This window comes from Nocardioides yefusunii (assembly GCF_004014875.1).
GTDB classification, from domain to species: Bacteria; Actinomycetota; Actinomycetes; order Propionibacteriales; family Nocardioidaceae; genus Nocardioides; species Nocardioides yefusunii.
Window position 1 is genome coordinate 1,245,729 of record NZ_CP034929.1, and the last position, 25,295, is coordinate 1,271,023.

Consider the following 25,295-nt stretch of genomic DNA (forward strand, 5'->3'; position numbering starts at 1 on the left):
TCACGAGGCGTTGAAGGGGACGGGCTGCGGGACGGTCGGAGTCCCGGAGGCGAAGATCGCGACCGGGATCTGCAGCGTGATCTCGTGGCTCCGGTAGTTCTTGGAGTTGCGACGTTCCTGGACGTGCGCGGTGGCACGGAAGGTCAGGGTGACGCCCTCGGTGTCGTCGGCGAGGTCCTTGATCACCTGGTTGCGCAGTTCGAAGGCGCCCTTGGGTGAGGTGATGAGCATTCCCTTGCGGCCCAGGGTGCGCGCCTCGGGGTCGAAGGTCACGTCGGGGGCCCACGCGTCGAGCGTGTACGGCGTCTCGACGCGTCCGGATGCCGTGGTGCTCGTGGAGGTGACCTGCACCTTCTCCAGCCAGACCAGACGCTTGCGGGCGAACGCTGAACGCATCGGCGTGGCGGTGTCGTACCCCTGGAAGGTGAACGAGAAGTACTTGTCGCCCTTGGGGTACCACTCGCCCATGCGGGGTGTGGCCTTGGAGGCCCAGATGTTGAAGACGAAGTCGATGCCGTCGACCTTGGTGTGGGACTGGTAGGTCCCGTCCCGGGAGAACTCGGAGTTGAACGGCATCTCGGCCGCAGTCGCCGCCCCGAGGACGGTGGACTCGTCGGGAGCTGCCTCCTGCGCCGTGGACGAGCACCCGGCCAGCGCAGCGCTGAGGCAGAGGAGCGGGACGGCCAGGCGGGTCAGTCGACGCCGAGCAGGGACGGGAGCGGTCACGGGTACCTCGATGTGTGCGCCACGACGGGCGGCGCGCGAAGGGTGGAGGGATCGGGCGGTGGACATCAGACCGTGAACCCCCGGTAGCGGCGCAGGCACTTGATCAGCAGCCAGCCGCTCTGGAGGATCGTGGTGATGGCGAGGATGTTCCAGCCGACGTAGAGCACGTTGCTACGCCATCCGGTGGAGAGCTGGAGGAAGACGGTGACGCACGTGCCGATCGCGAGCAGCATGCCGACGTGGGGCACCCAGTGCACCGACAGGCCGCGACCGCCGCCGCTCTCCGCCTTCGCCTGGAGCGCCCAGTTGTCGGTCTCGGAGCCGGAGAAGAACTTCGTCCAGGCGCGGACGAAGTGCCCGATCCGTGCCCAGATGTAGAGCTCGGAGGGCAGCCACAGCAACGCGAACAGATAGTCGCGGGCGCTGGCGTCGTGCATGGAGTGGGCCACACGCAGGTTCAGCCAGGTCGCGATGATCGGGGGGACGAACCAGATCGGGTTGAAGACGAGGGCGCCGAAGATCACCGAGCACAGCAGCAGTGTCACGAACCAGAACCGGGTCAGGGCGTTGAGCAGCATCGAGAAGTTCTCGAACCAGCGCAGGCGCAGGTTGGGGTGGAACGGCTGACCCTGGGTGTCGCCGCGCTGACCTGGCCACATCAGGTCGACTGCTCCGACGTTCCACTTCACCTGCTGGGCGTCGAGGGAACGCAGGGTCGTCATGCCGCCGACGTCGGCCCGGGCCGAGGCGCTGATCTTGGTCAGGTAACCGGTGCTGCGGATCTGCAGGGAGAGGAGCGAGTCCTCGATCTCGCTGTCGCGCACCCACGGGGTGAGTTGGTGGAACTCGGTGATGACGCGCTGCAGTGCCTCGATCCGGAAGATCGAGTACTGGCCGCCGAGCACCGCCATCTGGCGGCCACGGAGCAGGTTCTGCATGTTGAAGGAGGCGAACTGCTGGCGCTGGCCGGCGACGAGGAACTTCGCCAACGGGCCGGGCAGGTCGCTGTCGTCGATGCTGTAGATCGCCGAGATCCCGCCGATGCGGCCGTCGGAGGCGATCTCGCCCAGCAGGTGCTCGACGGCGCGGGGATCAGCGGTGGTGTCACCGTCCACGCCGAGGAAGTAGTCCATCCCCTCGACGAGCGCGAACCCGTAGTTGAGGGCGCCGACCTTCTTGTCCGGGTTCTCCCCGATGTCGTGGACGTAGACCTCGGTGGTCTCGTCGCGCCCCTCGACCACGCGGTGGTGGAGTCCTGCGTAGCGGGCTGCGATCTCGACGGAGTCGTCGGTGGTGTTGTTGACGACCACGTGGATGACGTCGGGGAGCCGGGTCTGGGCCAGCAGCGACTCGAGGACTGCTGCCAAGGTCTCGGACTCGTTGTAGGCCGGAATGACGCACCCGACCGTGGCCTGGTACAGCGACGCAGGGGCGGGCGCGGCACGCGGGGTGGTGTGCAGGACGTGACTGTCGACGTCCTGCACCGGTGGGTCGGTGGGGCGCCGAGCGATGCCCGTCGATGTCGGTGAGTGGTCCACCCGTGGCGCTCCCTACAGAATGTGTCTGGTGTTCATCACCAATCTGGAGGACACCTCTGGACGGCGTCGTAATTTAGGGGTGAAATCCGGGGTGAAATCGGGTGACACTCACCCGTAGCAACGTGGTCTGTGCCACAGCGTCGACCAGCATCGCTGCGCTGCCGCCGTGGGCCGCGGCGACGGACTCCACCACGGCCAGTCCCACACCGTGCCCCTCGGCCCGCAGCTCCGCCCCGCTGCCCCGCACCCGGGAGGCGAAGATGCCACCGGCCTCGGACGGGTCCAGTGTGGTGCCGGGGTTGGCGACCTCCAACGTCACCGTGTCGTCGTCGGAGGTGAGGGCCACGTCGACCCACCCGTCCTCCTCGGCGTACTTCACGGCGTTGCTCAGGACGTTGTCGACGAGTTGACGCAGTTGCACCGGATCACCGTGGACGCGGGTGTCGGTGTCGGGCTCGCACTGGACGGAGACGCTGAGCCCGCGGCGTGAGGCGAGAGCGGCGAAGTCGAGGGCCGCCTCGGACACGACGTCGAGGAGCGCGGTCTCCTCCTCGTGGCGGCCGGCCACGTCGGGGCCGTCGACGAGGTGATGGAGCAGGGCTTCGGTGCGATCGATGGCACGGCTCGCCTGTGCGACGTCGGCGAGCACCAGATCGGGGTCGCGCCGCGGGGTGCGTGCCGTGTCCAGGTGCGCGACGGCCACGGTCAGGGGAGCTCGCAGTTCGTGGGCGACGACGCGCAGGTCGGTTCCGTCCGGGCGCGGAAGCGCACCCGGTGCGCGGCGCCGACGCAGGATCAGCGCCACCCCGGCACAGAGCAGCGCCAGCACCGCGCAGGCCGCAGCGCTGCCGGGGCCGCGGAGCAGACCCACCGTCGGACGTCCGACCACCCCGTCGACCGCGCCGAGCAGTGCCGCGACGCCGAGCACTGCTGCAGCACCGAGCAGCACCGAGACCGCCTGGGCTGCATGGGGAGACCGGTCGGGGCGGGGGGCCGCCGCTGGCGAGGTCGACACCGTCGGCGAGGTCATCGTGCGTCCGCCCCGGGGGCCGGCTGGACGCCTCCAGGCAGGAGGGCGAGGTCGACGGCTCGGATGATCGCCGAGGCGCGATCGGTGACGTCGAGCTTGCGGTACAGCGAGCGCAACTGGCTCTTGACGGTGTTCTCCGAGACGTGCAGACGCTGCGCGATGGCGCGGCGGGAAGGCTCGTGGACGAGCGCGAAGAGGACCGCCGTTTCGCGCTCGGTGAGCAGGACCGGCATGAGCGGCCGGGCGGTGGAGCCGATGAAGAGCGTCTCGGATCCCTCGAGGAAGGCGTCGACCGTGGGGAGCGCGAGGGAACGGCCCAGGTCGATCACTGCCTGCAGGTCGACCCGGTCCATCATCGTCAGGTGCGCGCGGACGCCGTGGTTGGCGTGCAGGGCGACCGATCGCAACAGCCGGTCACGGGCGGTCTGCTGGTTGCCGATGCGCAGGGCGACCGCGGCGGTCAGCGTCTCCAGCGCGGCCCGGGAGCGCACTGTGTGCCCAGGCAGTGCGTCGAGGTGGGGAGCGAGGTCGAGTGCGGCTGCCGGCCCTGATGTCAGCATCTCGGAGACCAGGAGCGCGGGGGTCTGGATCCCGGTCTCAGCACCACCGAGGGCGAGGACGCTGTGGGCGCGGGTGACCTGTCCGGTGGCGAGCCACGCGAGGGCGAGGAACGTGGTGAAGTGCGCCGTGGCGAAGGAGGGAACGACCGGCCGCGCCTCGAGTTCGGCGGTGAGGACGGGTGCCATGGCGCTGAAGGATCCGTTGGCGAGGCTGAAGGCGGCCCGCAGGAACTGGACCCAGTGGTCGGTGGGGTCGAAGTCCTCGGTGTCCCCGCGGAGGTGGGCGCTGGCTCCGGCCACGTCGAAGTCGTCGATCTTGATCAGGGCCTGGCCCACGCGTGCCATGGACTCGGTGCGCGGACCCCAGATGCTGCCTGCCTCGTTCGGCGGCAGCGCGTCGTCAGCGGCTGCCTGGGCGTGCATGGCCAGGGCTTCTGGCATCCTGCCGTCGATGGCGTAGTAGGCACGGCCGTGGACGGCGCACAAGGGCGCGTTCTCGGGCCGAGCGGCGGCGAGTGCCTGCGAGATCAGGTGCTGCCCCGCCTCGGTCTCTCCTGCCTCCACCAGCGTCCGGCTGAGTTGGCAGGCCAGGACATCGGCCAGCGGGCAGGACGCAGCGGCGAATCCGGGGCTGTGCAGGAGGGCGGCGGCGTCGGTGGCTGCGGCGACGCTCGCGTCACGGCGCCCGAGTGAGCCCAGGATGACGCTCTGGACCGTGAGGTCGATCAGGCGGTCCTCGGCGCTGTCTCCGTTGAGGGCGCTGGAATCGCGGTGCGCGATCGGTTCGAGGAACTGCTGTGCCGCGCTGCGGGTCGCAGGGTTGTCCATGAGGGCGACGCCTCGAGCGACGGAGAGCAGGGGATGGCCGAGCAGTTGCCGGGTGGGCACCTCACGCAGCGCGGCGTCGAAGCCGGGGGTCAGTTCGGAGGGCCGACTGATGGCCAGGCGCCGGTAGAGGGAACTGGCCCTGTCCAGCCGACGGGCGCGGACGGCTGCCTCGAGGGCGGCGCCGGGCGCATCGATCGCGACCATCTGGTTGATGACGGCGTCGGCGACCTCGGGATCGACGTCCACCCCCGAGAGGCCGCTCCGGTGGGCGGCACAGGCATGGGCGTGCTCGCTCCATCGCAGAACCGGAGCCGCATGCGCGGTCCGGTCACGGTGACACAGGCCCTGGTGCTCCAGGAGGCCGAGGTCGTGCTCGACCGAAGCGGGGGAGTCGCCAGTGACGAGTGAGACGGTCGTCGTGTCCAGGTGTGGCAACCAGGCGGTGCGCCGGACGAGGTCGGTGAGGTCGAGTTGGTCGAGGTCACGTTGGGCCTGGGCGACCCGCAGTTCCGCCCAGTCGATCTCGATCGTGTTCTCGGTGCTGGTGTCGGTGCCGCTGCTGGGGCGGTACGCAGTGAGATGCAGGACGGCAGCACCCAGGGTGCGGAGATCGCCCCCGGCATGGGCCAGAGAAGCCTCGAGCAGTGCAGGGGTCGCACTGAGGCCGGCGGAGGTGATGATCTCGGTGACCTCGTCGGGCAAGGCGGTGAGGGTCACCGGGTCGATGACGTGGGTGCCGGGGTCGAGGAGCAGCCCGGTGACGACGTCGGGTGCGATCCATCGGCTCGCGACCACGATCTGGTTGTCGTGGTGAAGACTTGCCACCAGGGTGAGTGTCTGCCAGAAGACAGCAGGGCGGTCGGTCAGGTACTCGCACCGGTCCAGGACGACGGTGACGCCGGGCAGGGCACGTGCGAGCGCATGGGTGGAGGAGAGTCGCCTTCCTCGCGACGTCGGTCGTCGCAGGGCGGCGATGACGTCGTCAGGTGCGCCTGCGCATGCGGCCGCTTCGACCACGGCTTCCCACGCATCCTGGGCCGAGGTGACGTCAGGCGTGAGCGTGACCCACAGGACAGGACGTCCGGCTTCTCGCTGGAGGTCGGCCCATGCCCGCAGGAGAGTGGTCTTGCCGCTGCCTCCCGGGCCGTGGAGCACGGTCAGGGGGGTGGCGCCGATCTGTGCGAGGAGCCGGTTCCTCCACGCCGTCGATGTCCTCACGAGAACTCCTCCGTGGATCGGCGGTGTCGGGACGCCCGATCAGTTAACCGATACTGACTGGATTGTTATTCGATGAGGGTGGGGTGGTTCAAGTTCTCACTTCGCAGGGAATCTGAAAACGCTCAGAACTCCTTGCGCCAGCGCATCGGCCAGGAGCGGCCGTCCGGGTCGTGAAGGAGCCGGTACATGGGAGCAGCCAACGCCTGACGCGCCAGCCCCAGGGACGGATCGGGAAGACGTCGCAGACGCCCCGGGGGACGGGGGCCCTGCTGGCCGCCGGCGTGCCAGGCCTCGAGGGCGTCCGCGCTCTCCGCGAACCTGTCGAACAGCGCCGCGGGATCCACGCAGTCGTCCATCACCTCGAGCAGGTCGGCGTCCTCCATCGCGTCGATCGAGGTGAGTCGGTCCGGGTCGAGTCGGTCCAGGTGCTCAGCGGCCAGAGTCAGGCGCAGGCGGCGCGCGTACCCCGCACGACCTTCGCCGCCGAGGTCCATCACGGCCGCGGAGAGTTCGGAGTCGTTGGTCCAGGAGCGACGGCAGAAGTTGTCCGACCCGATCGAGGCCCAGGCGTCGTCGAGCACGCAGACCTTGGCGTGGACGTACACCGGCGTGCCGGCGTGGTTCTCCAGACCGTAGAACGCCACCCGGCCGGGGGCTGCCGCCATCACGCGCAGCACGCCCCGCATCCGTCCCAGCATCTGCGGGTCGCGGGCGAACCAGCCCTCCTGGTCGGGGAACTGGGGGAGGACGGCCACCAGGTGCAGCTCAGGGTTGGCCCGGAGCGCATCCACCAGGACGGTGCTCATCTCGCCGCCCCACAGGAACTGGTCCTCGATGTAGATCAGGTGGCGAGTGTGGGAGACCGCCTTGGTGTAGCCCCGGGCCACGGAACGCTCACCCTCGGGAGCGAAGTCGAACGACCAGCCGTGACCGAGCTTGGGGTAGGTGCGAAGCAGCTGCACTGCATGGTCGGCATCGGAGCGCGCTGCAGGAGCCGGTCGCTGCTCGGGCAGGGGACGGACCTCGTCGTGCAGGTCGTCCGCGGAGTCGCGCAGGCGACGGAACGGGTTGCGGCTCGTCGGGGTGGAGTCGTTCCAGCGTTCGCGGAAGACAGTCTCGACGTCGTGGACCACCGGCCCCTGCAGTGCCACCTGGACGTCGTGCCACGGGGGCCGGGGGCCGTACTCGGAGGCGATCTCCTCGGCCTGGGGGTCGCCGTGGTGGTTGGCGTCGTCACGACGACCGTGGCACAGGTCGATCCCGCCGACGTAGGCGATGTCTCGGCTGGAGTCGTCTGCGTGCCGGATGACGACGAACTTCTGGTGGTGGGCGCCGTTGCGGCGCACCCGCATGTCGAGCTGGACGTCCGCGCCGAGCTCTTGCAACGCCTGTCCGAGGTCGCGGTGCTCCTCGTGGGAGTAGCCCAGGAAGCCCGCGTGGGAACGCCACACGAGTGCCCGGACGTCGACGCCTCGGTCGATCGCGCGTCCCAGGACGGCGAGAAGGGTGTCGTGGGGGGAGTCGGTGAGCTGCTGGTCGTCGTTGGACTGCCAGTCGGTGAACCAGACGATGTCTCCCGCCGACGTGGCCTCCACCGCGGCACACAGTTCGGTGAAGTAGGTGTGACCGTGGACGAGGGGGCGCGCCAGGTTGCCGCGGCTCCAGGCCTCGCCCGGGTGAGCGTCGTCGATCGTGGTGCTGGTGTTGCCGCGCGCACTGCGCGAGAGGAACCACTGGTGGGGGTCGATCGGGGTGGTGCTCAGGCCCATGGAAGCAGGTCTCCTTCTTGCGGACGCGACGACGCGCCCCATCCTGCCCCCTCGTCGGCTTTCGCGGGGCGATCCGACTAGGCTCGTCCCTGTGTCCGGACAAGTGCCGGCACGGGGCGGTAGCTCAGTCGGTTAGAGCAGAGGACTCATAATCCTTGGGTCGTGGGTTCGAGCCCCACCCGCCCTACCACCACTCCCATCGCGATCGCACCGCGTGCGCGCAGGTCCTCCGCAGCGTCAGCCGTGCTCGGTCAGGGGTGGACGTGGGGGTGCGACCAGCGCCAGACCCTCCATGTAGGCGTCGCCCACGGTGATCCGGGTGATGTCGCGTGCGGTGAAGTAGGACGGGTCGTTGTCCCACTCGCCGACGGTGTTCAGTTCGTGCACGACGACGTCGCGCCCCTCCGCGGCCAGCGGAACTCCCACCCAAAGAGCGTCGGGCCGCTCACGTTCACAGTGGATCGACACGAGGTCCCCCCGCGCGGCCAACGTGCCCAGCAATCGGCTGGCGCGGTCGAGGTCCAGCCCGACGGGGGCGAGTAGCGGCCAAGTGCCACGGGCGCGGAGGATGCGTTCGGCGACCTTCTCACGTCGGCTGCGACGCACCCGGGAGACGTCACGGAGCCGGACGAGGTCCCAGCCGTCGTGGCGGCGTCCCTCGTCGAGCAGCGCGATCGCGGCCCACCGCTTGCCCAGCGCGACCACGAAGCCGTGGCTCTCGTCGTCGCAGTGGTGGCTGCTCACCCGCACGGGGAACTGTTCGCTCAGTGCTTGCCCGAGTCGCCGGCGGATCTCGTCGCCGGGATGTGGTCGGGCGTCGTCAGCAGGTCGCTTTCCCATCGTTCCACCCTAGGCCCGGAAACGGGGTGGTGGATCGGGAACGACCCGGAATCTCAGCCTTCGCCGGCGATCAGGAACGCGCCGTCCTTCTCCACCAGCTGGAGACGGACGCTCTCGGTGGACGTCCGACCCGAGGAGAGGAAGTACCGCACGGTGTAGGAGACGCGCAGCGTGGCGGGGTCGCCGGAGACGGCAAGCACCTCAGCGCTGTCGACCTGGTTCCACCAGCGGGTGTACCCGGCGAAGCCGCCGCTGGAGGACTGGAAGCCGGGCGTGAGCCGTGTGAAGGCGGTCTCCGGATCGTTCGGTGCCGCGACCAGGTAGGAGCGCGCGAACCGCTCCAGGCTCTCCTGCGTGACGGGTTCGGCGGTGGGGGAGGGCTCCTCACTCGGCTCGTCGGAGGGCTCGACCTCTGCGTCCGGACGCACGCTGGGTGAGTGGGTCAACGTCGAACGAGGGCTCTTGCGCGACGTGGGTTCCGACGCGTCCCCGGTCGGGGTGGACCCGGCCGACGCGAGTTCGCCGTCGACCCGGGCATCGGAGGAGTCGTCACGCAGTGCGAGGACGAGCACCAGGACCGTGGCCACGGTGACCATGCCTGCGAGCGCGACCCAGTGCCAGACCGGACGGGCGACGGCCGCTTCGGCACGTTCGCGGGCAGCGGTCTGGAACGTCGCCGCCGCAGGGACCGGTGCGGCGGGTGCCGGTTCCGTAGCGGGCACGGGTGTCGGGGAGGTCGGGCGGCTGCCCCGGGTGGGGCGGCCGATCAGGTGGTCGCGCACCTGCTGAGTGCTCCAGCGCGCGGCCGGGTCGATGACGAGCGTGTGCTCGATGACCTCGGCCAGACGCGGATCGGTCTCCAGTCGCGGCGGAGGCTCGTTGACGATGCGGTACATCGTGCTGAGCACGTTCTCACTGGTGTCGTACGGAGCACGGCCTGCGAGCAGGTGGAAGAGGGTGGCGCCGATCGCCCAGACGTCGCTGGCCTCGGTGGCCCGTCCGCCGGTGACGACCTCGGGGGAGAGGTAGGCGGGGGAGCCGGTGACGAGACCGGTCTTGGTCAGGGCGCGGTCGTCCTCGCCACGGGCGATGCCGAAGTCGGTCAGCTTTGCGATCTCACCGGGGGTGCCGGGGGCATGGACCAGGACGTTGGAGGGCTTCACGTCGCGGTGGACGACGCCGTGGGCGTGCACGTACGCGACGGCGTCGGCGAGGTTTCCGATCAGCTTGCGCGCGCGTTCGGGCGCGAGGGCGCCCTGGCTCTTGGCGAGCGCGGACAGGCTCGTTCCTTCGACGTACTCCATGACGAGCCAGAACGAGTCTCCGACGTGGACGAGGTCGTAGACGCCGACGAGGTGGGGGTGGGTGAGGGAGGCCGCGATGCGTGCTTCGCGCTCGGCACGTACCTCCTCGGGAGAGGTTCCGCCGGGCACGTACCCCACTCGCTTGAGCGCGACGTCACGCCCCAGCAGGGTGTCCCTGCCGAGGTGCACGGCGCCGCTGGCTCCGCGACCGATCTCGCGTTCGAAGGTGTACCTGCCCGATGTCACGGGGCACAGCCTAGGCAGAAGCGGCGACAGAGTTCACGATCTGGCAGGCTTGGTCCAGCCTCGTGCATCCGGCTCGGGCGCAAACCGGAAGGAAATACGGTGTCGACCCCCAATATTCTGGACGACCTCGAGTGGCGCGGACTGATCGCGAACTCGACCGACCGAGAGGCCCTGTACGCGGCCCTGGGTGACGGGAGTGTCCGGTACTACGTGGGCTTCGACCCGACCGCGCCGAGCCTCCACATGGGCAACCTGGTTCAGGTCGTCACCGCGAAGCGCCTCCAAGACGCCGGCCACACGCCGTTCATCCTCGTGGGTGGCGCGACCGGCATGATCGGTGACCCGCGCGACTCCGGGGAGCGCACCTTGAACTCCCTGGACACCGTCAAGGACTGGGTCGGACGCGTGCGCGGCCAGATCGAGCCCTTCCTCTCCTTCGAGGGCGACAACGCCGCCACGATGGTGAACAACTACGACTGGACGGCCTCGCTGTCCACGATCGACTTCCTCCGCGACGTCGGCAAGCACTTCCCGGTCAACCGGATGCTCGCTCGCGACGTCGTGAAGTCCCGCCTCGAGGACGGCATCTCCTACACGGAGTTCTCCTACATCCTCCTGCAGTCGATGGACTACCTGAACCTGTACCGCGACCACGGCGTGACGCTGCAGTTCGGCGGTTCGGACCAGTGGGGCAACCTCACCGGTGGTGTCGAGCTGATCCGTCGCGCCGAGGGCGGCAAGACCCACGCCTTCACGACGCCGCTCATCACCAAGGCCGACGGCACCAAGTACGGCAAGACCGAGGGCGGCGCCCTGTGGCTCGACCCCGAGATGATGTCCCCGTACGCGTTCCACCAGTTCTGGCTGAACGTGGAGGACGAGAAGGTCGTCGAGCTGCTGAAGATCTTCACCTTCCTCTCGCGTGAGGAGATCGAGGAGCTCGCCGCCCAGACGGAGGAGAAGCCGTTCCTGCGCGCGGGACAGAAGGCTTTGGCCGACGCCGTCACCACGCTGGTGCACGGTGCCAAGGAGACCGACGCGGCCAAGCGCGCTGCCCAGGCTCTCTTCGGCACCGGCGAGCTGGGCTCGCTCCCGCCGAGCACCTTGGCCAGCGCCCTGGCCGAGGCCGGTTCGACGAAGATCTCGCGCGACGCGATCCCGTCGGTGGTCGACCTGCTCGTCGAGACCGGTCTCTGCAAGAGCAAGGGCGAGGCCCGCCGGACGATCACCGAGGGCGGCGCCTACCTCAACAACGTGCGTGTCGAGGACGCCGAGTTCGTTCCGACGGCTGAGGACCTGGTGGCCGGCGGATGGCTCGTCCTGCGCCGTGGCAAGAAGAAGATCGCGGGCGTCCAGGCTTCCTGACGCCTCGCGGCACCAGCACGGCTCACGTGAGGGCCGCTCCACCGCACCTGTCGGGTGCAGGGGAGCGGCCCTCACTGCATGTGACCGCCCTCACCGCCGTTCGGGTTGGCACTCGGGGTGAAACTGACCTACTGTTCTTCTTGTTGCCCAGCAAGAACGGGCCGGCGCAGATCCAGAAGGACGAGCGGCGGAACACGGCAAACATCGAGACCTTGGCTCCGGCCAGGCGCTCACACAGCTCGAAGCGGTGAGGCTGACGCGGATTTGGTTCCGCGCGGTGTTTCACGTAAGTTTCTTCGAGTCGCCACGATGCCGAGAGGCTGAGGGCGAATCGGGAAAGAATCGCCGGTTTGACACCGACGAGATCGCCTGATAAACTAATACCAAGCACAGCAGTCGGAACTTTCCGAAGTCGAGACGCTGTAGCGCTTGATCCTTGAGAACTCAACAGTGTGTCATAGTCGACGAATTAGTTTGATATGCCCCGTCGACTGGTCTTCTTCGGAAGAACAGTTAACGGATTTCTTTTGACAATAAATTCTGACAACAACATTGTCGGGGTTTGTTCTGTCGGGAATTGGCTTTTCTTTGAAATTTCAATGGAGAGTTTGATCCTGGCTCAGGACGAACGCTGGCGGCGTGCTTAACACATGCAAGTCGAGCGGTAAGGCCCTTCGGGGTACACGAGCGGCGAACGGGTGAGTAACACGTGAGTAATCTGCCCTTCACTTCGGGATAAGCACCGGAAACGGTGTCTAATACCGAATATGAACTGCCTCTGCATGGAGGTGGTTGGAAAGTTCCGGCGGTGAAGGATGTGCTCGCGGCCTATCAGCTTGTTGGTGAGGTAATGGCTCACCAAGGCTTCGACGGGTAGCCGGCCTGAGAGGGTGATCGGCCACACTGGGACTGAGACACGGCCCAGACTCCTACGGGAGGCAGCAGTGGGGAATATTGGACAATGGGCGAAAGCCTGATCCAGCAACGCCGCGTGAGGGATGACTGCCTTCGGGTTGTAAACCTCTTTCAGTAGGGACGAAGCGAAAGTGACGGTACCTACAGAAGAAGCACCGGCCAACTACGTGCCAGCAGCCGCGGTAATACGTAGGGTGCGAGCGTTGTCCGGAATTATTGGGCGTAAAGGGCTCGTAGGCGGTTTGTCACGTCGGGAGTGAAAACCAGGTGCTTAACACCTGGCCTGCTTCCGATACGGGCAGACTAGAGGTATGCAGGGGAGAACGGAATTCCTGGTGTAGCGGTGAAATGCGCAGATATCAGGAGGAACACCGGTGGCGAAGGCGGTTCTCTGGGCATTACCTGACGCTGAGGAGCGAAAGTGTGGGGAGCGAACAGGATTAGATACCCTGGTAGTCCACACCGTAAACGTTGGGCGCTAGGTGTGGGGTCTATTCCATGGATTCCGTGCCGCAGCTAACGCATTAAGCGCCCCGCCTGGGGAGTACGGCCGCAAGGCTAAAACTCAAAGGAATTGACGGGGGCCCGCACAAGCGGCGGAGCATGCGGATTAATTCGATGCAACGCGAAGAACCTTACCTGGGTTTGACATATGCCGGAAACATCTAGAGATAGGTGCCCCTTTTTGGTCGGTATACAGGTGGTGCATGGCTGTCGTCAGCTCGTGTCGTGAGATGTTGGGTTAAGTCCCGCAACGAGCGCAACCCTCGTTCTATGTTGCCAGCACGTAATGGTGGGGACTCATAGGAGACTGCCGGGGTCAACTCGGAGGAAGGTGGGGATGACGTCAAGTCATCATGCCCCTTATGTCCAGGGCTTCACGCATGCTACAATGGCCGGTACAAAGGGCTGCGATCCCGTGAGGGGGAGCGAATCCCAAAAAGCCGGTCTCAGTTCGGATTGGGGTCTGCAACTCGACCCCATGAAGTCGGAGTCGCTAGTAATCGCAGATCAGCAACGCTGCGGTGAATACGTTCCCGGGCCTTGTACACACCGCCCGTCACGTCACGAAAGTCGGCAACACCCGAAGCCGGTGGCCCAACCCTTGTGGAGGGAGCCGTCGAAGGTGGGGCTGGCGATTGGGACGAAGTCGTAACAAGGTAGCCGTACCGGAAGGTGCGGCTGGATCACCTCCTTTCTAAGGAGCACACACCCCGACAACCAACGAATGTTTGGTTGCGCATGGTGGTGTCTCACTAGTGGAATCGTCGATGAATGACTTGAACCTGGCTGGCAGCTTGTTCTTAGTACTGCTCTTTGAGCGTGGAAAGTGGATGTGTTGTTGGTAGGGGGAGGGTCGAGACACACTGTTGGGTCCTGAGGGATCAGGCCACACCCTGTGGGGTGTGACTGGTTTGCTCTGGCCTCTTTCGCTGAAGGACGACTGCTTGCGGTTGGCTGGATGGGTTGGTGGGTTTGTTGTTTGAGATCTGAATAGTGGACGCGAGCATCACATGCTCAATTTATTGAGTGTGTATGTGCAATAAGCAGAATTGTATGGTCTTTGTAGTTCGAGTTGTTTTGACGATGTTGGAACAAGCTACTAAGGGCACATGGTGGATGCCTTGGCACCAAGAGCCGATGAAGGACGTAGTAACCTGCGATAAGCCCCGGGGAGTTGGTAAACGAACTGTGATCCGGGGGTGTCCGAATGGGGAAACCCAGCTGGAGTCATGTCCAGTTACCCTCACCTGAACACATAGGGTGAGTGGAGGGAACGAGGGGAAGTGAAACATCTCAGTACCCTCAGGAAGAGAAAACAAAAGTGATTCCGAGAGTAGTGGCGAGCGAAATCGGATGAGGCCAAACCGCATCTGTGTGATACCCGGCAGGGGTTGCAGGTGTGGGGTTGTGGGGCCACTCGATCAGTACTGCCGTGCTGGTACAGAGTAAGAAAATGTTGATGAAGCCGAAGCAGGTTGGAAAGCCTGGCCGTAGAGGGTGATAGCCCCGTACGTGTAAGTCAGCATCTCTGGAGTGTCACCCCAAGTAACACGGAACCCCTGAAATTCCGTGTGAATCTGGCGGGACCACCCGTTAAGCCTAAATACTCCTTGGTGACCGATAGCGGACAAGTACCGTGAGGGAAAGGTGAAAAGTACCCCTGGCGGGGAGTGAAATAGTACCTGAAACCATGTGCCTACAATCCGTCGGAGCCTGTTAAAGGGTGACGGCGTGCCTTTTGAAGAATGAGCCTGCGAGTTAGCGGTGTGTAGCAAGGTTAACCCGTGTGGGGTAGCCGTAGCGAAAGCGAGTCCGAATAGGGCGATTGAGTTGCACGCTCTAGACCCGAAGCGAAGTGATCTATCCATGGGCAGGTTGAAGCGCGGGTAAGACCGCGTGGAGGACCGAACCCACTTAGGTTGAAAACTGAGGGGATGACCTGTGGATAGGGGTGAAAGGCCAATCAAACTTCGTGATAGCTGGTTCTCCCCGAAATGCATTTAGGTGCAGCGTCGTGTGTTTCTTGCCGGAGGTAGAGCACTGGATAGCCGATGGGCCCTAGCGGGTTACTGACGTTAACCAAACTCCGAATGCCGGTAAGTGAGAGCGCGGCAGTGAGACTGCGGGGGATAAGCTCCGTAGTCGAGAGGGAAACAGCCCAGACCATCAGCTAAGGCCCCTAAGCGGTGACTAAGTGGAAAAGGATGTGGAGTCGCATTGACAACCAGGAGGTTGGCTTGGAAGCAGCCACCCTTGAAAGAGTGCGTAATAGCTCACTGGTCAAGTGATTCCGCGCCGACAATGTAGCGGGGCTCAAGTCATCCGCCGAAGCTATGGCATTCAGATATTAAGCTAGGCCTTCGTGGTCCAGGCGTCTGGATGGGTAGGGGAGCGTCGTGTGGGCAGTGAAGCAGCGGAGTGATCCAGTTGTGGAGGCCACACGAGTGAGAATGCAGGCATGAGTAGCGAATGAAATGCGAGAAACATTTCCGCCGAATGATCAAGGGTTCCAGGGTCAAGCTAATCTGCCCTGGGTAAGTCGGGACCTAAGGCGAGGCCGACAGGCGTAGTCGATGGACAACGGGTTGATATTCCCGTACCGGCGAAGTATCGCCCATGATGAGGCTGTTGATGCTAACCGTCCGAAGCACCGTGACCAAAGCCCTTCGGGGTGGAGGCGTGTGTGTGGAGCACGGGACCCGATTCAGTAGTAGTCAAGCGATGGGGTGACGCAGGAAGGTAGTCCAACCGCGGCGATGGTAGTCCGCGGCCAAGGGTGTAGGGCGTGTGGTAGGCAAATCCGCCACACATAGGCTTGAGACCTGATGGGGAGCCGTTTGGTGAAGTGGGTGATCCTATGCTGTCGAGAAAAACCTCTAGCGAGATACGAGCCGCCCGTACCCCAAACCGACTCAGGTGATCAAGTAGAGAATACTAAGGCGATCGAGTGAACCATGGTTAAGGAACTCGGCAAAATGCCCCCGTAACTTCGGGAGAAGGGGGGCCGGATCCGTTAGCACCCGTGCGGTGTGAAGCGGTGATGGCCGCAGAGACCAGGCCCAAGCGACTGTTTACTAAAAACACAGGTCCGTGCGAAGTTGTAAGACGATGTATACGGACTGACTCCTGCCCGGTGCTGGAAGGTTAAGGGGACCGGTTAGACGCAAGTCGAAGCTGAGAACTTAAGCCCCAGTAAACGGCGGTGGTAACTATAACCATCCTAAGGTAGCGAAATTCCTTGTCGGGTAAGTTCCGACCTGCACGAATGGAGTAACGACTTGGGCGCTGTCTCAACCATGGACTCGGCGAAATTGCACTACGAGTAAAGATGCTCGTTACGCGCGGCAGGACGGAAAGACCCCGGGACCTTTACTATAGTTTGGTATTGGTGTTTGGTTCGGCTTGTGTAGGATAGGTGGGAGACTGTGAAGCATTCACGCCAGTGTTTGTGGAGTCGACGTTGAAATACCACTCTGGTCGTACTAGATGTCTAACCTAGGTCCGTAATCCGGATCAGGGACAGTGCCTGATGGGTAGTTTAACTGGGGCGGTTGCCTCCTAAAATGTAACGGAGGCGCTCAAAGGTTCCCTCAGCCTGGTTGGTAATCAGGTGGCGAGTGTAAGTGCACAAGGGAGCTTGACTGTGAGACAGACATGTCGAGCAGGGACGAAAGTCGGAACTAGTGATCCGGCGCCAGCATGTGGAAGCGGCGTCGCTCAACGGATAAAAGGTACCCCGGGGATAACAGGCTGATCTTCCCCAAGAGTCCATATCGACGGGATGGTTTGGCACCTCGATGTCGGCTCGTCGCATCCTGGGGCTGGAGTAGGTCCCAAGGGTTGGGCTGTTCGCCCATTAAAGCGGCACGCGAGCTGGGTTTAGAACGTCGTGAGACAGTTCGGTCCCTATCCGCCGCGCGCGTTGGAAACTTGAGAAAGGCTGCCCCTAGTACGAGAGGACCGGGGTGGACGAACCTCTGGTGTGCCAGTTGTTCCGCCAGGAGCACGGCTGGTTGGCTACGTTCGGAAGTGATAACCGCTGAATGCATCTAAGCGGGAAGCATGTTTCAAGATGAGGTTTCCCACCACCTTGAGTGGTTAAGGCCCCCAGCAGAACACTGGGTTGATAGGCCGGAGGTGTACAGCAGTAATGCCTAGCCGACCGGTACTAATAGGCCGAGGGCTTGTCCCAACACCGTACAAATCAACTCGACCAACAAGAGTTATTGCCACGCGTCCACTGTTCAGTTCCCAGACAACAAGTCTGAGGCACTAGAGATTCAACCCCAATAAAATAGAGGTTGACCCGTAGATCTACCCGCCACGACCCTTGTGCGTCGTGGGACAGGGGCTAGAGTTACGGCGGTCATAGCGAAAGGGAAACACCCGGTCCCATCCCGAACCCGGAAGTTAAGCCTTTCAGCGCCGATGGTACTGCGATCGAGAGGTCGTGGGAGAGTAGGACGCCGCCGGACAAATTTTCACGCAAGGGCCACCCTGACTAGGGTGGCCCTTGCGCCATTTCGCGTTCACGCGAAACTAGAAGTACACGCCCACGAGGCGTATCCCCACGCAACACACACGAAGAGGTGGATCCAGCCATGGCTGACGAGCGACGAGGTCAGCGCCCCGAGCGCGGCAACAACGGAGAGCGGAACGGCTCCGGACGTTCCAACGAGCGCAAGGGAGGGTTCGAGGACCGCCGCGGAGGCTCTGTTTCCGGTGGCGCTCGTTCCGGCGGCCCCTCGCGTGGTGGTCAGGGCGGTTTCCGCTCCGGCGGTCCCTCGCGTGGCGGTCAGGACGACCGTCGTTCGTCGGGTCCCCGCCGTGACGGCGACAAGCCTGCTTACCGCGCCGGCGCTCCGCGTCGTGAGGACGACCGTGGTGGCTACCGCGGCTCCCGCGAGGGTGGTCAGGGCGGCGGCCAGGGCGGTTACCGCTCCGGCGGCGCTTCGCGTGACGGCGACAAGGGCGGTTTCCGCTCGGGTGGCCCGTCGCGTGGTGGTCAGGGCGGCGGCCAGGGCGGTTACCGCTCCGGCGGCGCTTCGCGTGACGGCGACAAGGGCGGTTTCCGCTCGGGTGGCCCGTCGCGTGGTGGTCAGGGCGGCGGCCAGGGTGGTTTCCGCTCCGGCGGTCCCTCGCGTGGTGGCCAGGACGACCGTCGTTCGTCGGGTCCCCGTCGCGACGGCGACAAGGCAGGTTTCCGTTCCTCCGGTCCCCGTCGTGAGGACGACCGCGGTGGCTACCGCGGCTCCCGTGACGGCGACAAGGGCGGCTTCCGTTCCGGTGGCCCGTCGCGTGGCGGCCAGGGCGGCGACCGCGGTGGCTACCGTGGAGGCCGTGACGGCGACAAGGGCGGTTTCCGCGGCGGTCGTGACTCCGGACGCGACTTCCGTCGCGACCGCGAGGAGCAGATGATCCCGCGCACCGAGGAGCAGGCCCGCTACGACGGTCCGCCGCTCCCCGAGGAGATCACCGGCAAGGAGCTCGACCGCAACATCGCTGCTCAGCTCAAGGGCCTTCCCGACAAGCTGGCCAACCGCGTCGCGCGTCACCTGGCTGCTGCCGGCACCATGATCGACTCCGACCCGGAGACCGCCTACCAGCACACGCTGGCTGCGCGTGCCCGTGCCGCTCGTCTGGCCGTCGTCCGCGAGGCGACCGGTGAGGCCGCCTACGCTGCTGGTCACTACGCCGAGGCGCTCTCCGAGCTCCGTGCCGCCAAGCGCATGAACGGTGCTCCGGACTACCTGCCGATCATGGCGGACTGCCACCGTGCCCTGAAGCAGCCCGAGCAGGCGCTCAAGCTGTCCAAGAGCCCGTCGGTCAAGAACTTCGCCCCCGAGGCCAAGGCCGAGATGACCATCGTCGAGGCGGGCGCCCGTCGCGACATGGGTCAGATGGACGCTGCTCTGCGTACGCTCGAGCTGTCGCCGCTGATGCACAAGAGCCGTGCGTCGTGGGTCGTGCGCCTGCGCTACGCCTACGCCGACACCCTCGAGGCGGCTGGCCGCACCGAGGAGGCGCTGGCCTGGTTCCACCGCACTCACGCGATCGACTCCGACGACATCACCGACGCTGCAGCCCGAGCCGACCAGCTCGAGCGCGCGACGCGTTCCTGATCGGATCGTCCCTCTGGGGTGGCGCACCACGTTTCGTGGTGCGCCGCCTCGGATTTTGGGTAGGGTGGCACCGGCGTGTCACACCCTGACTCGCTGGAAAAATCTTGTCCCATCAGTCACAATGGACTCATTAATTTCATAGGTGTCACGGTGCACCGCTTTTGTTTCGGGTTTCGAGATCGCTGGGGAAGGCGTAGCTCGCGCTGGAGATGAAGGAGGCCACGGTGACCACACGTACTGCACCCCGCCCCAACGGGCCGTCAACCAGGGGAATTCTGTTCGTGCACTCAGCGCCGACCGCGCTGTGCCCTCACATCGAGTGGGCAGTCGGCGGCGTGATCGGTTCTGCCGTGAGTCTCGACTGGACCCCCCAGCCGGCCCAGCCGGGCACCTTTCGCGCCGAGCTCTCGTGGACCGGCGCGGCAGGTACTGCTGCCGCCGTGGCGTCCGCGCTGCGAGGCTGGAGCCACCTGCGCTTCGAGATCACTGAAGAACCCACCCCTTCCACGGAGGGTTCGCGTTATTCGTTCACCCCGGAACTCGGTGTCTTTCACGCCGTGACCGGAATGCACGGCGACATCATGATCCCGGAGGATCGCCTTCGTGCAGCCATGATCAAGGCCTCTCGCGGTGAGACGACCCTCGAACTGGAAGTCGACAAGCTCCTCGGGAAGGAGTGGGACGACGAGTTGGAGACCTTCCGTCACGCTGGCGAGGGAGCCCCGGTCCGCTGGTTGCACCAGGTGGTCTGAGCCCGACGCCTCCGCGTCGGACTGAGCAACCGGCGCCCGTACGTTAGCGAGAGCCCCACACGACTTCGGTCGGGTGGGGCTCTCGGCCATTTCACGGGGTGTGCCAGCTGCGGGGTTCACCGGTGCTGGAAAGCCAGCAGGGCGCCCGACCCGGAGGTCGAGCGCCCTGGAGGAGCGGTCAGCGGGGAGCAGTCAGTGCGTCAGAGCGGGATGTTCCCGTGCTGTCCACGCACCTCGCCGCCGGCGAGCGCCTCGGCGATCGCAGCGGCGATGGCGGAGCGGGTGACGGCAGGCTCGACGACCTCGTCGACGACGCCGATCTCGACGGCCTTGTCGACGCCGCCGGCGATCCGCTCGTGCTCAGCGGCGAGTTCGGTCTCGACCTGACCGCGCAGGTCCTCGTCGACCTCGGCCAGCTTGCGGCGGTGGATGATCCGAACCGCGGCGACGGCGCCCATCACGGCGACCTCGGCGCCCGGCCACGCGAACACCTTGGTGGCACCCAGAGCACGCGAGTTCATCGCGATGTAGGCGCCGCCGTAGGTCTTGCGAGTCACCAGGGTGACGCGGGGGACCACGCACTCGGCGAAGGCGTGCAGGAGCTTGGCGCCGCGTCGCACGACGCCGTCCCACTCCTGGCCCACGCCGGGGAGATAGCCCGGGACGTCCACGAGAACGACCAGCGGGATGCCGAAGGCGTCACACAGACGGACGAAACGCGCCGACTTCTCCGCGGAGAGCGAGTCCAGGCATCCACCCAGCCGCAGCGGGTTGTTGGCGACCACACCGACGGTGCGACCACCCATGCGGCCCAGAGCGGTGACGATGTTGGGGGCCCACTTGCCGTGGAGCTCCAGCATCGAACCCTCGTCGAGGACGTTCTCCACGAGCGGGTGGACGTCGTAGGCGCGCTTCTTCGAGTCCGGCAACAGTGCGGCCAGGTCGGTGTCGGCGACGGTGGAGACGTCCATCGAGCCCTGGGCTCCCAGGAGCGTGGTGACGTCGCGCGCCTGGGCGAAAGCCTCGGCCTCGCTCTCGGCGATCAGGTGCACGACGCCGGAGCGACGTCCGTGCGGCTCGGGGCCGCCGAGACGCAGCATGTCGACGTCCTCACCGGTGACCGAGCGGACCACGTCCGGGCCGGTCACGAAGACACGGCCCTCGGGGCCGAGGATGACGACGTCAGTCAGGGCCGGGCCGTAGGCGGCGCCGCCGGCAGCGGGGCCGAGCACCACGGAGATCTGCGGGATCTTGCCCGAGGCCTGCGTCATGACCCGGAAGATCAGACCCACGGCGTGCAGCGACAGGACACCCTCGGCCAGACGTGCGCCGCCGGAGTGCCACAGGCCGATGATCGGCAGCTGGTGCTCCAGGGCGTACTCGTAGGCCTTGACGGTGACGTCACAGCCGAGCTCGCCCATCGCGCCACCCATGATGGTGGGGTCGGAGCAGAACGCGACGGCACGGGTGCCACCGAAGGAACCGACGACGGCGAGCATGCCGGAGTCGTCGACGGGGGTGAGGTTCTCGACCGTGCCCTCGTCGAACATCGCGTTGAGGCGGTGCACCGGGTGGCGCGGGTCCTCCTCGCGCGGCGGCTTCGCCGGCTTGACGGTGGGGGAGACAGCGGTGGTCATTCAGACGCTCCGAAGGGCAAGGACGATGTTGTGTCCACCGAAACCGAACGAGTTGTTCAGCGCGGCGAGCGGACCGTCGGGAAGTTCGCGGGGAGTGGTGGGGATGTCGAGGCCGACGTCCTCGGGGTCGTCGAGGTTGATCGTCGGCGGGACGACGCGGTGGTGCAGGGCCAGGACGGTCGCGACCGTCTCCAACGCACCGGCAGCGCCGAGCAGGTGACCGGTCATCGACTTGGTGCCGGTGACGACGGCCGAGGTTCCCTCGCCCAGGACGGTGCGGATGGCCTGGGCCTCCGCGACGTCGCCCTGCGGGGTGGAGGTGGCGTGGGCGTTGACGTGGGCGACCTCGTCGGCGCCCATACCGGCGTCCTTGAGGGCCAGACGCATCGCGCGGATGACGCCTGCACCGGTGGGGTCGGGCTGGGCGATGTCGTGGGAGTCGGAGGTGATGCCGGCGCCGGCGAGCTCGGCGTAGACGCGAGCGCCACGGGCCTCTGCGTGCTCGGCGGACTCCAGGACGACGACGGCTGCACCCTCGCCGAGGACGAAGCCGTCACGGCCCTTGTCCCACGGACGCGAGGCAGCGGTGGGGTCGTCGTTGCGCTTGCTCAGTGCCATCATCTGGCCGAAGGCAGCCATCGGCAGGGCGTGCACCGCAGCCTCGGTGCCGCCGCAGACGACGATGTCGGCGCGACCGGCGCGGATCATGTCGAGGCCCAGGGCGATCGCCTCGTTGCCCGACGCGCAGGCGGAGACGGGGGTGTGGACACCGGCCTTCGCACCGATCGAGAGGCCGACCGCAGCAGCGGGGCCGTTCGGCATCAGCATCGGGATCGCGAGCGGCGAGACGCGGCGCGGACCCTTCTCGGTGAGGGTGTCGTAGTTGGCGAGCAGGGTGGTGATGCCACCGATGCCGGAAGCCACCGCGACGCCGACCCGCTCAGGGTCGGTCTCGGCCTGGTCGAGACCGGAGTCGGCCCACGCCTCGGTGGCGGCGACGAGGGCGAGCTGGCCGCCACGGTCGAGGCGGCGAGCCTTCACGCGCTCGAGCACCTGGTCGGGCTCGACCGCGACGCGGGCCGCGATCTGGGTGCCGAGCTGCTCGGCCCAGTCTTCGGTGAGCGCACGGACACCGGAGGTGCCCTCAAGAAGTGCGTTCCAGGTGCTGGGGACGTCACCGCCGACCGGAGAGGTGACTCCGAGGCCGGTGATGACGACGCGGGTGGCAGACATGTGTCTCCTCGTCGTGACGGTGGTGATGGTGCGGTCCCGGCGGCCTGCTGGCCGTCCGGGCGGAGACGCGACGGGCGGGTCGGGTTCGCCGACCCGCCCGGTCACGGTGTTTCAGTGCGACCGAAGTCGGACCGAGACGATCAGGCCAGGGCCTTCTCGATGAAGGAGACGGCGTCGCCGACGGTCTTGAGGTTCTTGACCTCGTTGTCGGGGATGGTCACGCCGAACTTCTCCTCGGCGGCCACGACGACCTCGACCATGGAGAGGGAGTCGACGTCGAGGTCGTCCACGAAGGACTTCTCGAGCTGGACGTCGGCGGGCTCGACGCCGGCGACCTCGTTGACGATCTCGGCGAGGTCGGTGCGGATCTCTTCGGTGGTGGCCATGGTGGCCTCCTGTTCTGTGCGGTGGGAAAAGGTGGGATGAAGACAGGGTGGAACCGGGCGCCGCGGGGCGGTGGCCCCTGCGGCTGAGCGCGAGGCCCGTCAGGGAACGACGACGACCTGGGCTGCGTAGGAGAGCCCGGCACCGAAGGCGATCAGCAGTGCGAGGTCGCCGGAGCGGGCCTCTCCCTGCTCGATCATGCGGTGCAGGGCCATCGGGACCGAAGCGGCCGAGGTGTTGCCCTGGGTGGCGATGTCGCGGGCGACCTTCACCGAGGCGGGCAGCTTCATCGTGCGGGCCATCGCGTCGATGATGCGCATGTTGGCCTGGTGGGGGACGAAGACGTCGAGGTCGTCGATGCCGATGCCAGCAGCGTCGAGGGTTTCCTGGGCGATCTTCGCCATCGCGAAGGACGCCCATCGGAAGACGGCGTTGCCCTGCATCGTCAGCACCGGATGGACGCCGCTACCAGCGACGTCCTCGGTACCGATCGCGTCGCGCCACGACTCGGTCTGGGTGATGAAGTCGAACTTCTCGCCGTCCGAACCCCACACGGTGGGGGAGATGCCGGGGACGTCGTTCGGACCCACCACCGCGGCACCAGCACCGTCGGAGAAGATGAAGGCACTGCCACGGTCGGTGACGTCGAGGATGTCGGTGAGACGCTCCACGCCGATGACGAGCACGTGGCGGGCGCTGCCTCCGCGCACCATGTCCGAGGCCAGGGCGACGCCGTGGCAGAAGCCGGCACACGCCGCCGAGACGTCGAAGGCGGCACCGGTGGAACCGACCTCGTGCGCAACCATCGGCGCCAGGGCCGGAGTCTGCATCAGGTGACTGACCGTGGCGACCACGACGGCGTCGATCTGCTCCCCGGTGACGCCGGCAGCAGCCAGGGCTCCGCGGGCGGCCTCGACGGCCATGAACTTCACCGTCTCGTGCTCGCCGGCCCAGCGGCGCTCCTTGATGCCGGTGCGCTGTTGGATCCACTCGTCACTGGAATCGATCGCGTCGACCAGTTCGGAGTTGGGCACGACGCGCTCGGGACGGTACGAACCCAGTCCCATGATGCGTGCGTGCGGGGCCCCCACAGGAATGGCCAGTGGGACGGGAAGGACCTTGCTCACGCGACGCCCTTCGGGTGCACGCGCAGCAGCGGCTGACCGGGGGAGACGAGGTCGCCGTCCTCGACGAGCCACTCGACGAGCTCGCCGTCGTGGACGGCGGTGACGGCGGCACGGTTGCGGCTCGAGGCGACGTCACCGATGACGGTGCCGGCGGCGAACTCGGTGGCCTCGCGGACCTCCGGAGCGAGCGTGAAGGTGCCCTTGCTGGGCGCGACGACGAGACGCCAGGCCGGAGTGGTCTGGATCTGGGTCGACTCACCGTGGCGCTCGCAGAACTCGCGGGCGGCGTCGAGCTGGTCGGGGGTCTTGAGGGCGAAGGTCTCCACACCCTTGAGGGCGCGCTTCGCGATACCGGTCAGGGTGCCTGCCGGCGGCATCTCGAGGATTCCGGTGACGCCGAGGTCGCGGAAGGTCTCCATGCACAGGTCCCAGCGGACCGGGTTCGCGATCTGCGAGACGATGCGGGAGAGCACGTCGTTGCCGTCGTGCACGACGTTGCCGTCGCGGTTGGAGACGATGCGGGTGCGCGGGTCGTGGGTGGAGACCGAGCGGGCCAGCGAAGCGACGTGCGACACGGCGGGAGCCATGTGCTCGGTGTGGAAGGCACCGGCGACGCTGAGCGGGATCAGGCGGGCCTTGGCGGGGGCGTCGGCGGCGAAGGCAGCGAGCTGCTCCATGGTGCCGGCGGCCACGACCTGGCCGGGGCCGTTGTCGTTCGCGGGGGTGAGGCCGTGTTCGGCGATCTTGGCGAGCACCTCGTCACGGTCGCCGCCCAGGACGGCGGTCATGCCGGTGGGGGTGACGGCGGAGGCGGCAGCCATCGCGTTGCCGCGTTCGCGGACCAGGACCATCGCCTGTTCGGCGCTGATCGCACGGACCGCGGCGGCTGCGGTGATCTCGCCGACGGAGTGTCCGGCGACCGCGCCGATCCGCGAGAACGCGTCGGTGGGGTGGGGGAAGAGCTCGAGGGCAGCGACCAGGCCGGTGGCGACCAGCAGCGGCTGGGCGACCTCGGTGGCGCGGATGGTCTCGGCGTCCGACGTCGTGCCGTGGGCAACGAGGTCGATGCCGGCGACGGTGGACAACCACTCGAAGCGGGATCGGAAGGTGGGCTCCTCCAACCAAGGGGTGAGGAAACCGGGGGTCTGGGCGCCTTGGCCCGGGGCGACGATGACGAGCACGGGTAGAACTCTGCCT

15 protein-coding genes, 1 tRNA gene and 3 rRNA genes are annotated in these 25,295 nt (G+C 66.3%); 7 read left to right on the plus strand and 12 right to left on the minus strand.

The window, feature by feature from the left end; genetic code table 11:
- From EOV43_RS05625 to EOV43_RS05645, 5 genes are all read right to left on the minus strand, one after another.
- Positions 1-726, minus strand: coding sequence for a hypothetical protein (locus EOV43_RS05625; RefSeq protein ID WP_128220065.1), 726 nt, complete (start codon positions 724-726; stop codon positions 1-3).
- A 65-nt stretch (positions 727-791) separates the two neighbouring features.
- The gene (locus EOV43_RS05630) at positions 792-2,210 is read right to left on the minus strand and encodes a glycosyltransferase family 2 protein (RefSeq protein WP_239022244.1); all 1,419 of its coding nucleotides are present in this window, start codon (positions 2,208-2,210) and stop codon (positions 792-794) included.
- Positions 2,211-2,337: 127 nt separating this feature from the next.
- The gene (locus EOV43_RS05635) at positions 2,338-3,294 is read right to left on the minus strand and encodes a sensor histidine kinase (protein ID WP_128220066.1); all 957 of its coding nucleotides are present in this window, start codon (positions 3,292-3,294) and stop codon (positions 2,338-2,340) included.
- Positions 3,291-5,900, minus strand: a complete 2,610-nt coding sequence (locus EOV43_RS05640) for a helix-turn-helix transcriptional regulator (RefSeq protein WP_128220067.1) — start codon at positions 5,898-5,900, stop codon at positions 3,291-3,293. The genes EOV43_RS05635 and EOV43_RS05640 overlap by 4 nt, the downstream gene beginning before the upstream one ends.
- Before the next feature lie 122 nt (positions 5,901-6,022).
- Entirely contained in the window at positions 6,023-7,669 is a 1,647-nt protein-coding gene (locus tag EOV43_RS05645; protein WP_128220068.1) for a phospholipase D family protein, read from the minus strand.
- A gap of 113 nt (positions 7,670-7,782) precedes the next feature.
- Between EOV43_RS05645 and EOV43_RS05650 the strand changes: the two genes are divergently transcribed.
- Positions 7,783-7,859: transfer RNA gene (locus EOV43_RS05650), tRNA-Ile, on the plus strand.
- Positions 7,860-7,906: 47 nt separating this feature from the next.
- Here EOV43_RS05650 and EOV43_RS05655 read toward each other — a convergent pair.
- Positions 7,907-8,509: a hypothetical protein gene (locus tag EOV43_RS05655; protein ID WP_128220069.1), complete on the minus strand. Its 603-nt coding sequence runs from the start codon at positions 8,507-8,509 to the stop codon at positions 7,907-7,909.
- Positions 8,510-8,562: 53 nt separating this feature from the next.
- Positions 8,563-10,059, minus strand: coding sequence for a serine/threonine-protein kinase (locus EOV43_RS05660; protein ID WP_164878729.1), 1,497 nt, complete (start codon positions 10,057-10,059; stop codon positions 8,563-8,565).
- A 99-nt stretch (positions 10,060-10,158) separates the two neighbouring features.
- Between EOV43_RS05660 and tyrS the strand changes: the two genes are divergently transcribed.
- The 6 genes from tyrS to EOV43_RS05690 all read left to right on the plus strand — a co-directional run bounded on the left by tyrS (position 10,159) and on the right by EOV43_RS05690 (position 19,717).
- Positions 10,159-11,424, plus strand: a complete 1,266-nt coding sequence (tyrS, locus tag EOV43_RS05665; protein ID WP_128220071.1) for a tyrosine--tRNA ligase — start codon at positions 10,159-10,161, stop codon at positions 11,422-11,424.
- 596 nt (positions 11,425-12,020) lie between these two features.
- Positions 12,021-13,537 (plus strand): 16S ribosomal RNA (locus EOV43_RS05670).
- Positions 13,538-13,932: 395 nt separating this feature from the next.
- A 23S ribosomal RNA gene (locus EOV43_RS05675) occupies positions 13,933-17,035 on the plus strand.
- A gap of 166 nt (positions 17,036-17,201) precedes the next feature.
- Positions 17,202-17,318: ribosomal RNA gene (gene rrf / locus EOV43_RS05680) — 5S ribosomal RNA — on the plus strand.
- The 16S, 23S and 5S rRNA genes sit together here, the layout of an rRNA operon.
- Before the next feature lie 126 nt (positions 17,319-17,444).
- Complete coding sequence (locus EOV43_RS15680) at positions 17,445-18,965, plus strand: tetratricopeptide repeat protein (protein WP_239022332.1); 1,521 nt, start codon at positions 17,445-17,447, stop codon at positions 18,963-18,965.
- A gap of 209 nt (positions 18,966-19,174) precedes the next feature.
- Positions 19,175-19,717: a DUF3145 domain-containing protein gene (locus tag EOV43_RS05690; protein ID WP_128220072.1), complete on the plus strand. Its 543-nt coding sequence runs from the start codon at positions 19,175-19,177 to the stop codon at positions 19,715-19,717.
- A gap of 200 nt (positions 19,718-19,917) precedes the next feature.
- On the opposite strand, the gene EOV43_RS05695 is transcribed toward EOV43_RS05690, so the two are convergent.
- From EOV43_RS05695 to EOV43_RS05715, 5 genes are all read right to left on the minus strand, one after another.
- Positions 19,918-21,354 (minus strand): acyl-CoA carboxylase subunit beta, encoded by a 1,437-nt coding sequence (locus tag EOV43_RS05695; protein WP_128220073.1) that lies wholly within the window; start codon positions 21,352-21,354, stop codon positions 19,918-19,920.
- Positions 21,355-22,587 carry a beta-ketoacyl-ACP synthase II gene (fabF, locus tag EOV43_RS05700; RefSeq protein ID WP_128220074.1) on the minus strand — a complete coding sequence of 411 codons (1,233 nt, stop codon included), beginning with the start codon at positions 22,585-22,587 and terminating at the stop codon, positions 21,355-21,357.
- A gap of 140 nt (positions 22,588-22,727) precedes the next feature.
- Positions 22,728-22,973 carry an acyl carrier protein gene (locus EOV43_RS05705; protein WP_128220075.1) on the minus strand — a complete coding sequence of 82 codons (246 nt, stop codon included), beginning with the start codon at positions 22,971-22,973 and terminating at the stop codon, positions 22,728-22,730.
- A gap of 99 nt (positions 22,974-23,072) precedes the next feature.
- The gene (locus EOV43_RS05710) at positions 23,073-24,098 is read right to left on the minus strand and encodes a beta-ketoacyl-ACP synthase III (RefSeq protein WP_277745813.1); all 1,026 of its coding nucleotides are present in this window, start codon (positions 24,096-24,098) and stop codon (positions 23,073-23,075) included.
- Positions 24,095-25,279, minus strand: coding sequence for an acyltransferase domain-containing protein (locus tag EOV43_RS05715; protein WP_128220076.1), 1,185 nt, complete (start codon positions 25,277-25,279; stop codon positions 24,095-24,097). The genes EOV43_RS05710 and EOV43_RS05715 overlap by 4 nt, the downstream gene beginning before the upstream one ends.
- Positions 25,280-25,295: the final 16 nt, after the last annotated feature.

Coding starts and splice junctions, on each gene's coding strand:
- EOV43_RS05635 (WP_128220066.1), bottom strand. CDS start 3,294: ATGACCTCGCCGACGGTGTCGACCTCGCCAGCGGCGGCCCCCCGCCCC.
- EOV43_RS05645 (WP_128220068.1), bottom strand. CDS start 7,669: ATGGGCCTGAGCACCACCCCGATCGACCCCCACCAGTGGTTCCTCTCG.
- EOV43_RS05655 (WP_128220069.1), bottom strand. CDS start 8,509: ATGGGAAAGCGACCTGCTGACGACGCCCGACCACATCCCGGCGACGAG.
- EOV43_RS15680 (WP_239022332.1), top strand. CDS start 17,445: ATGGCTGACGAGCGACGAGGTCAGCGCCCCGAGCGCGGCAACAACGGA.
- EOV43_RS05690 (WP_128220072.1), top strand. CDS start 19,175: ATGAAGGAGGCCACGGTGACCACACGTACTGCACCCCGCCCCAACGGG.
- EOV43_RS05695 (WP_128220073.1), bottom strand. CDS start 21,354: ATGACCACCGCTGTCTCCCCCACCGTCAAGCCGGCGAAGCCGCCGCGC.
- fabF (WP_128220074.1), bottom strand. CDS start 22,587: ATGTCTGCCACCCGCGTCGTCATCACCGGCCTCGGAGTCACCTCTCCG.
- EOV43_RS05705 (WP_128220075.1), bottom strand. CDS start 22,973: ATGGCCACCACCGAAGAGATCCGCACCGACCTCGCCGAGATCGTCAAC.